Here is a 6,565-nt window from a genome sequence, read left to right as displayed (position 1 = left end):
GACCAAGGACTACCACTGTTTCGTTCAATCTGGATCGCTGAGACAAGTGTCCTCAGAAAGCGACGCATTTCATGACTAGGAGAGACTGAAGCTTCGATGGCCCCATCCCGCACAGAACGTAGCGCTTGTATCAACGTTGGGCGCTGCGCCTTGGCACTAGCCTGGGTAAAGGCGCTCCACTCGACCGTGTTCCAGAACCACAATGGGATTTGGAGCGGCTCCACTCCAGCATCAGTGTCGGGCTCAACCGCAAAAACTCTTACCTTGCTCATATCACGAAAGGTGTTGGCGTACTCGCCATTCGGATCAAGCACAATGAACCGAGCATTGGGATCACGCCCACCTGAAGCCTTTCGTGCAGCATCCATAGACCATCGAATCAACCCAGCTACAGAGCATGACTTACCGCTGCCGGTATTTCCCAGCACGGCTAGATGGCGACCAAATAGGCGATCTGGGTCAATACAAACATCGGCATTCGCCGCCAATGGACTCACGCCGATCTTCACATGACGGTTTTCACCAGACTCAACAATCGAGCGAAGCTGATTTTGCGTCGGCAGAAGTACCGGATCGCCTACGGTAGGGTAAGCCTCTACTCCACGGCGAAAGGTGTAACGCTCCTTGCCATCTCGCTGACCCTCGTATTCCAGGCACCCTAGAGGGTTCAGGCTCATCTTGCGCAGCGGGTAAGGCAAATCAACGAGTCCGAAATCCTGCATGCCTTTACGCTTTGGATACTGCGAGCGCTCAACAGTGATCCACTCTACCTGCGCCACCAAGTACCCCTCATCACTGGGCACCAACACGTAGCCATTGATCCGAGGGAAAGGTCGAGGTGTGCCTGTGTTTAATGCCACTGCATCGGGCGCTTCAATATCCAGCAGGACTTTGATTTCGTCAGGAGAGACAAAATCGATACTGCCGATACGCAGAGAGTCGGCATAAGCAAGGGGAGACATGCTCATATCAAATCACTCACATCGTCATCGGCTTTAGCTTTCCCAGCTCCGGTATCTGGGCGTGGCTCAGTGCCGAAACGCTGCTTGAGCAACTCACTCATGCGGAATGTAGTTTTGTCGATTGCCGCTTTGGGCAAGTATGTTTCGGTCAGCGTTTTCAAATCCGACAACGCAGGCCCAACCATCAAACTAATCTGCGATGGGCGTCCCAGCTCCTCATAGGTTTTCATGATGCGTCCCAACGGATCGTCATAAGAAATGATCACCAGATGAGTAGAAGGAATCGTCAGCATGTCGCGGATGACCCGATTGATGTGCTCATCTCCAAAGCTATAGCCATAAGTGACCAATGTGCTGTTCGGACGGCACACAGCCGCGGCCAAATCGCGAAAAAGCTCAACATAGGGATAGTCTGACGTCTCCCTATCCTTAGCTGAATTGGGATAGATCATCAGCTTGTGCGTACTGGCACCGCCGAGACCTGGAGCCTTTAGATAGGGAAGCACCTCTTCTGCGCCGAAGGGAAGGCCAATACGGCGAATGTCTCCACCAACTTGAACCCAGTCCACCGAACCATGCAGCTTGGTGAAACGAGCCACCCCCTCTAAATAGCGAGGTTCGCCTCGTATGCCTGGTGGGTTGTAGTGCATATCCAGATCCAACCGTGATGAGCGGAAGATCGGCATCAGATTGCCTAGGAAACGATCCAGCAGATGTAAACCAGCAAACTCGGCACCAGCCTCAATCAATCGGTCGTAATTGGTGGTGAAGATATTCAGACGATCACGCACACCTGAGCGACTAGCAAAACTCATCAAAAATGTAACTAGGTGATTGAATGCCTGCTCACGGGTGGACTCATCCGCAGAGGCTATCCCGGTTTCGCTCAGAAGAATGGATTTAGAGAATGCCTCTAGGGTGGCATCCAGATCCGCAGCTAGCTTTTCGACCTCTTCCGCCTTCCCCAAGATTTCGAGGCCGCGTAGTAGCTCATTAGCGACTCGGAGTTGGTCTTCGAGGTTCCCTTTTTTGCGACCTGACCTCTCAGCAGCCTCCTCAGCAGCCTTATTTATCTCTGCCTGGTGGTTGGAAAAAGCCACAGCCCCCATACCTGCGGCCCCTGTTCCGGCAGCTAGATAATGAACCGCGTGAGTTAAGCCAGATCCTGCGAGGAGGGATAGATGCTCCGACTGAAAAAGAGACGTCAGCCAAGGTTCGATTCGGCTACGCAGTTCCTTAGTACCGAAGTCTTGGTCAGCAGAAGCTACCCAACTAGGTGCCTCCTCCCCCTCATCTATCGATATCTTGAATCTACCTTCCTCAACGGGCTCAAACTTGAACGGCTGGTGATCGTCTCTAACCTTGATGATATTCAGCGCCACAGAAACTACTCCCTTGTCTTAATGATGGGCACTTACTCGGTAAACCTACGCCACAGCCGTCGCCCGTATTCTCATCAGCACATCCACAATCCTGGTCACCGTCGCATCTGGGAATATCCCTATTGGGCCTTGCGCGTTCATATCGGTGAAAGGTGACTCGAACAGCCGCGCAGGCTCCATCACCCCTGTCTGCGTCAGCTCCTGGATGATCAGCTCAATGAACTCAATCTGGTTCGGGGTAGCTGTGCTGCCATACCAGCAGGGTAGATAGGATTGCGGATAGGTTGGCCTAGAATACGGGCCTTTGACTCCGCCAGCAGCTGCTCTTCATCAAGACGCTGGATGAACAGCAAATACGTTATCTGCTCCATTACTTCCAAGGGGTTGGCGATGCCCCCTGACCAGAAAGCGTTCCAGATGGCGTCGATCTGGCTACGTATTTCACCGGTCAGCATGCGTACGACTCCTTATGGAAACAGGCAGACCACCCTCAGGTTGGGTCTGCCTTAAATAAGGTGATGGTACCTGAGCCCCTGTTCAGGCTGAACTGATAACTCGGTCAAAGAAGCTCATAAGCAAAAACCCCTGGCAGCGATGCTACCAAGGGCTTTAGTGTGGCCATTTAACTTTGGCCGAACCGCTAAACTTTGACCGAAATGGCAAATAACTTTGCCCACCTACAACAACGTATCAGAAGTCCAGGTTCGACACCGCCAGGGCGTTGGACTCGATGAAGTCGCGGCGCGGCTCCACGGCATCGCCCATCAGGGTGTTGAAGATCTGGTCGGCGGCGATGGCGTCTTCGATGGTCACCTTGAGCATACGGCGCACTTCCGGGTCCATGGTGGTTTCCCACAGTTGATCCGGATTCATCTCGCCAAGACCTTTGTATCGCTGCACGCTGTGGCGCTTGGTGCTTTCGGTCATCAGCCAGTCCAGGGCTTCCTTGAAGGTATTGACCGGCTTCTTGCGCTCACCACGCTGCACATAGGCGCCTTCTTCCAACAGGTTGTTCAGTTGGTCGCCCAGCGTGGTGACGGTCTTGTAGTCATTGCTGGCGAAGAAGTCGCGGTTGAAGGTGATGTAGCTGGACAGACCATGCGCTTTGACCTCGACCTCAGGCAGCCAGACGTGGCGCTCGTGGTCTTCACGCAGGCTGATGGTGTAGGTCTGACCGGACTTCTCAGTGGCCTTCAGACGCGCGCTGAAGCGCTCCAGCCAGGCTTGCATGCCGGCGTGGTCGGCCAGTTGCTCGAGGCCGATGCTCGGCAGGTAGACGAAGTGCTCGGTGATGTCCTTGGGATAGACGCGCGACAGGCGATCCAGGGTTTTCATCACGCGGCGGTATTCGCCGACCAGTTTCTCCAGCGCGCCGCCGGACAGGCCCGGGGCGTTCTCGTTGACGTGCAGGCTGGCGTCTTCCAGGGCCGACTGGGTCATGTACTCGTCCATGGCCTCGTCGTCCTTGATGTACTGCTCCTGCTTGCCGCGCTTGACCTTGTACAGCGGCGGCTGAGCGATGTAGACGTAGCCACGCTCGATCAGCTCGGGCAACTGACGGAAGAAGAAGGTCAGCAGCAGGGTACGGATGTGCGAACCGTCGACGTCAGCATCGGTCATGATGATGATGTTGTGGTAACGCAGCTTGTCGATGTTGTATTCCTCGCGCCCGATGCCACAGCCGAGTGCGGTGATCAGGGTGCCGACCTCCTGGGAGGAGAGCATCTTGTCGAAGCGCGCCTTCTCGACGTTGAGGATCTTGCCCTTGAGCGGCAGGATCGCCTGGGTCCTGCGGTTACGGCCCTGCTTGGCAGAACCGCCCGCGGAGTCACCCTCCACTATGTAGAGTTCGGACAGCGCCGGGTCTTTTTCCTGGCAGTCGGCCAGTTTGCCGGGCAGGCCGGCGATATCCAGGGCGCCTTTGCGGCGGGTCATTTCACGCGCCTTGCGCGCCGCTTCACGGGCACGGGCAGCGTCGATCATCTTGCCGACTACGGCCTTGGCTTCGTTGGGGTTTTCCAGCAGGAAGTCGGCGAAGTACTTGCCCATTTCCTGTTCGACTGCGGTTTTCACCTCGCTGGAAACCAGCTTGTCCTTGGTCTGCGAGCTGAATTTCGGATCCGGCACCTTGACCGAGATGATCGCGGTGAGGCCTTCACGAGCATCGTCACCGGTGGTACTGACCTTGAACTTCTTGGCCAGACCTTCCTGCTCGATGTAGTTGTTCAGGTGACGGGTGAGGGCAGAGCGGAAGCCTGCCAGGTGAGTACCACCGTCACGCTGCGGGATGTTGTTGGTGAAGCAGAGGATGTTCTCGTTGAAGCTGTCGTTCCACTGCAGGGCGACTTCCACACCAACGCCGTCTTCTTCACGCTGGATGTTGAAGTGGAACACCTGGTTGACCACGGTCTTGTTGGTATTGAGGAACTCGACGAAGGCCTTCAGACCACCTTCGTACTTGAACAGCTCTTCCTTGCCCGCGCGCTCGTCGCGCAGCAGGATGCCCACACCGGAGTTGAGGAAGGACAGTTCGCGCAGACGCTTGGCCAGGATGTCCCAGCTGAAGTGAATGTTGGCGAAGGTCTCTTCGGAGGGCTTGAAGTGGATCTGCGTACCAGTGCCATCGGTGTCGCCGACAGCGGCCAGCGGCGCCTGCGGCACACCGTGCACGTAGGTCTGCTCCCAGATCTTGCCGCTACGGCGAATGGTCAGCACCAGTTCCTTGGAGAGTGCGTTAACCACCGAGACACCCACGCCGTGCAGGCCGCCGGATACCTTGTAGCTGTTGTCGTCGAACTTACCACCGGCGTGCAGCACGGTCATGATGACCTCGGCCGCAGAGACGCCTTCTTCCTTGTGCATGTCGACCGGTATACCACGGCCGTTGTCACGCACGCTGATCGACTCATCCGGGTGGATGGTGATGGTAATTTCGCTGCAGTAGCCTGCCAGCGCCTCGTCGATCGAGTTGTCGACCACCTCGAACACCATGTGGTGCAGACCACTGCCATCGTCCGTGTCACCGATGTACATCCCGGGACGTTTGCGTACGGCGTCCAGTCCTTTCAGCACCTTGATGCTGGAGGAGTCGTACGTTTGGTTCTCGCTCATGCCTTCACTCCCGATGGTCTTGGGTCTGGGTGATACGACCATGTTCCACGTGGAACATGGCTACCGGCGTATCCGTCTGCCAGCCTTCCCTCAACAATTCATGATCTACACAGGTGATGAACACCTGGCAGCGCAAATCTTCCAGCAGCCGGCACAATGCCTGGCGATGCTGTTCATCCAGCTCCGACGGTAAGTCGTCCACCAGATAGATACATTGGCCGCGCTTGGCTTCGTTGACCAAGTGGCCCTGGGCAATGCGCAACGCGCACACCACGAGTTTCTGTTGTCCCCGCGACAGGATTTCTGCCGCGTTATGCCCCGCCAGGCGCAGACGCAAATCAGCACGCTGTGGCCCAGCCTGAGTGTGCCCGAGTTGCTGATCACGGAAGAGGGAGGAGGTGAGCACTTCACTCAGTTCTCGATCCTTGTCCCAACCGCGGTAGTAACTCAGGGTCAAACCATCCAGCTGCAACAGCTCGGCAAGCGTCGTTTCGAATACCGGTTTCAGCGCCTGAATATAGGCCCTGCGGTAAGCATCTATCTCATCGCTTGCACTGCACAATTCGCGGTCCCATGCGGCCTGCGAAGCACCGTCAAGTGTACCATGGCGTAGCCATGAGTTCCGCTGCCTAAGGGCCTTCTGCAGCCGTTGCCAGGCACCGAGAAAACGATGTTCCACGTGGAACACGCCCCAGTCGAGGAACTGTCGACGAATCTTCGGCGCTCCCTCCAGCAGACGAAAGCTGTCCGGATTGATCAACTGCAATGGCAGTAGATCAGCCAACTGAGATGCGCTGCGCGCATTCTGCCCATCGATACGAATCTGCAGTTCGCCCTGGCGATCACGCGAGATCCCCAGATTACTGGCGCCGCCTTCGGCCAGTTGCACCTGGCCAAAGATGGTACAGGCGGGCTGCTCGTAATGAATGACGGGTTGCAAGCGTGTGCTGCGGAAGGAACGGGCGAGGCCGAGCAGATGGATGGCCTCCAGCACGCTGGTCTTGCCGCTGCCGTTGGCGCCGTGAAGGATGTTGATGCGGGGGGAGGGGGAGAGGGTCACCGGGTGCAGATTGCGCACCGCGGTGACCATGATGCGGCTGAGGGACATTA

6 protein-coding genes are annotated in these 6,565 nt (G+C 56.5%); all 6 read right to left on the bottom strand.

Annotation, left to right across the window (positions count from 1 at the left end):
- Positions 1–968, bottom strand: a 968-nt coding sequence (locus ACJRW5_RS24520; protein WP_484573081.1) for a helicase HerA domain-containing protein, incomplete at its 3' end; no start/stop codon positions are given.
- Complete coding sequence (locus ACJRW5_RS24515; RefSeq protein WP_484573080.1) at positions 965–2,344, bottom strand: SIR2 family protein; 1,380 nt, start codon at positions 2,342–2,344, stop codon at positions 965–967. The genes ACJRW5_RS24520 and ACJRW5_RS24515, both read right to left, overlap by 4 nt.
- Positions 2,345–2,389: 45 nt before the next feature.
- Positions 2,390–2,542, bottom strand: coding sequence for a hypothetical protein (locus tag ACJRW5_RS24510; protein WP_376747587.1), 153 nt, complete (start codon positions 2,540–2,542; stop codon positions 2,390–2,392).
- Between the two features lie 11 nt (positions 2,543–2,553).
- Positions 2,554–2,799 (bottom strand): type I restriction-modification system subunit M N-terminal domain-containing protein, encoded by a 246-nt coding sequence (locus tag ACJRW5_RS24505; protein WP_278378351.1) that lies wholly within the window; start codon positions 2,797–2,799, stop codon positions 2,554–2,556.
- A 235-nt stretch (positions 2,800–3,034) separates the two neighbouring features.
- A complete protein-coding gene (gene gyrB, locus ACJRW5_RS24500) occupies positions 3,035–5,455 on the bottom strand; it encodes a DNA topoisomerase (ATP-hydrolyzing) subunit B (protein ID WP_484573079.1) in 2,421 nt (806 codons plus the stop codon).
- Between the two features lie 4 nt (positions 5,456–5,459).
- On the bottom strand, positions 5,460–6,563 hold the full coding sequence (gene recF, locus ACJRW5_RS24495) for a DNA replication/repair protein RecF (protein ID WP_484573078.1): 1,104 nt from the start codon (positions 6,561–6,563) through the stop codon (positions 5,460–5,462).
- Positions 6,564–6,565: the final 2 nt, after the last annotated feature.

Source organism: Pseudomonas pichavaramensis, from assembly GCF_050473265.1.
In the GTDB taxonomy this organism is placed as follows: Bacteria; Pseudomonadota; Gammaproteobacteria; order Pseudomonadales; family Pseudomonadaceae; genus Aquipseudomonas.
The sequence above is the reverse complement of the archived record's forward strand: the minus strand, read 5'-3'. Positions and strand labels throughout refer to the sequence as shown.

What these genes read in the sequence shown, in the direction of transcription:
- ACJRW5_RS24505 (WP_278378351.1), bottom strand. Translation starts at nt 2,799, where the DNA reads ATGCTGACCGGTGAAATACGTAGCCAGATCGACGCCATCTGGAACGCT.
- gyrB (WP_484573079.1), bottom strand. Translation starts at nt 5,455, where the DNA reads ATGAGCGAGAACCAAACGTACGACTCCTCCAGCATCAAGGTGCTGAAA.
- recF (WP_484573078.1), bottom strand. Translation starts at nt 6,563, where the DNA reads ATGTCCCTCAGCCGCATCATGGTCACCGCGGTGCGCAATCTGCACCCG.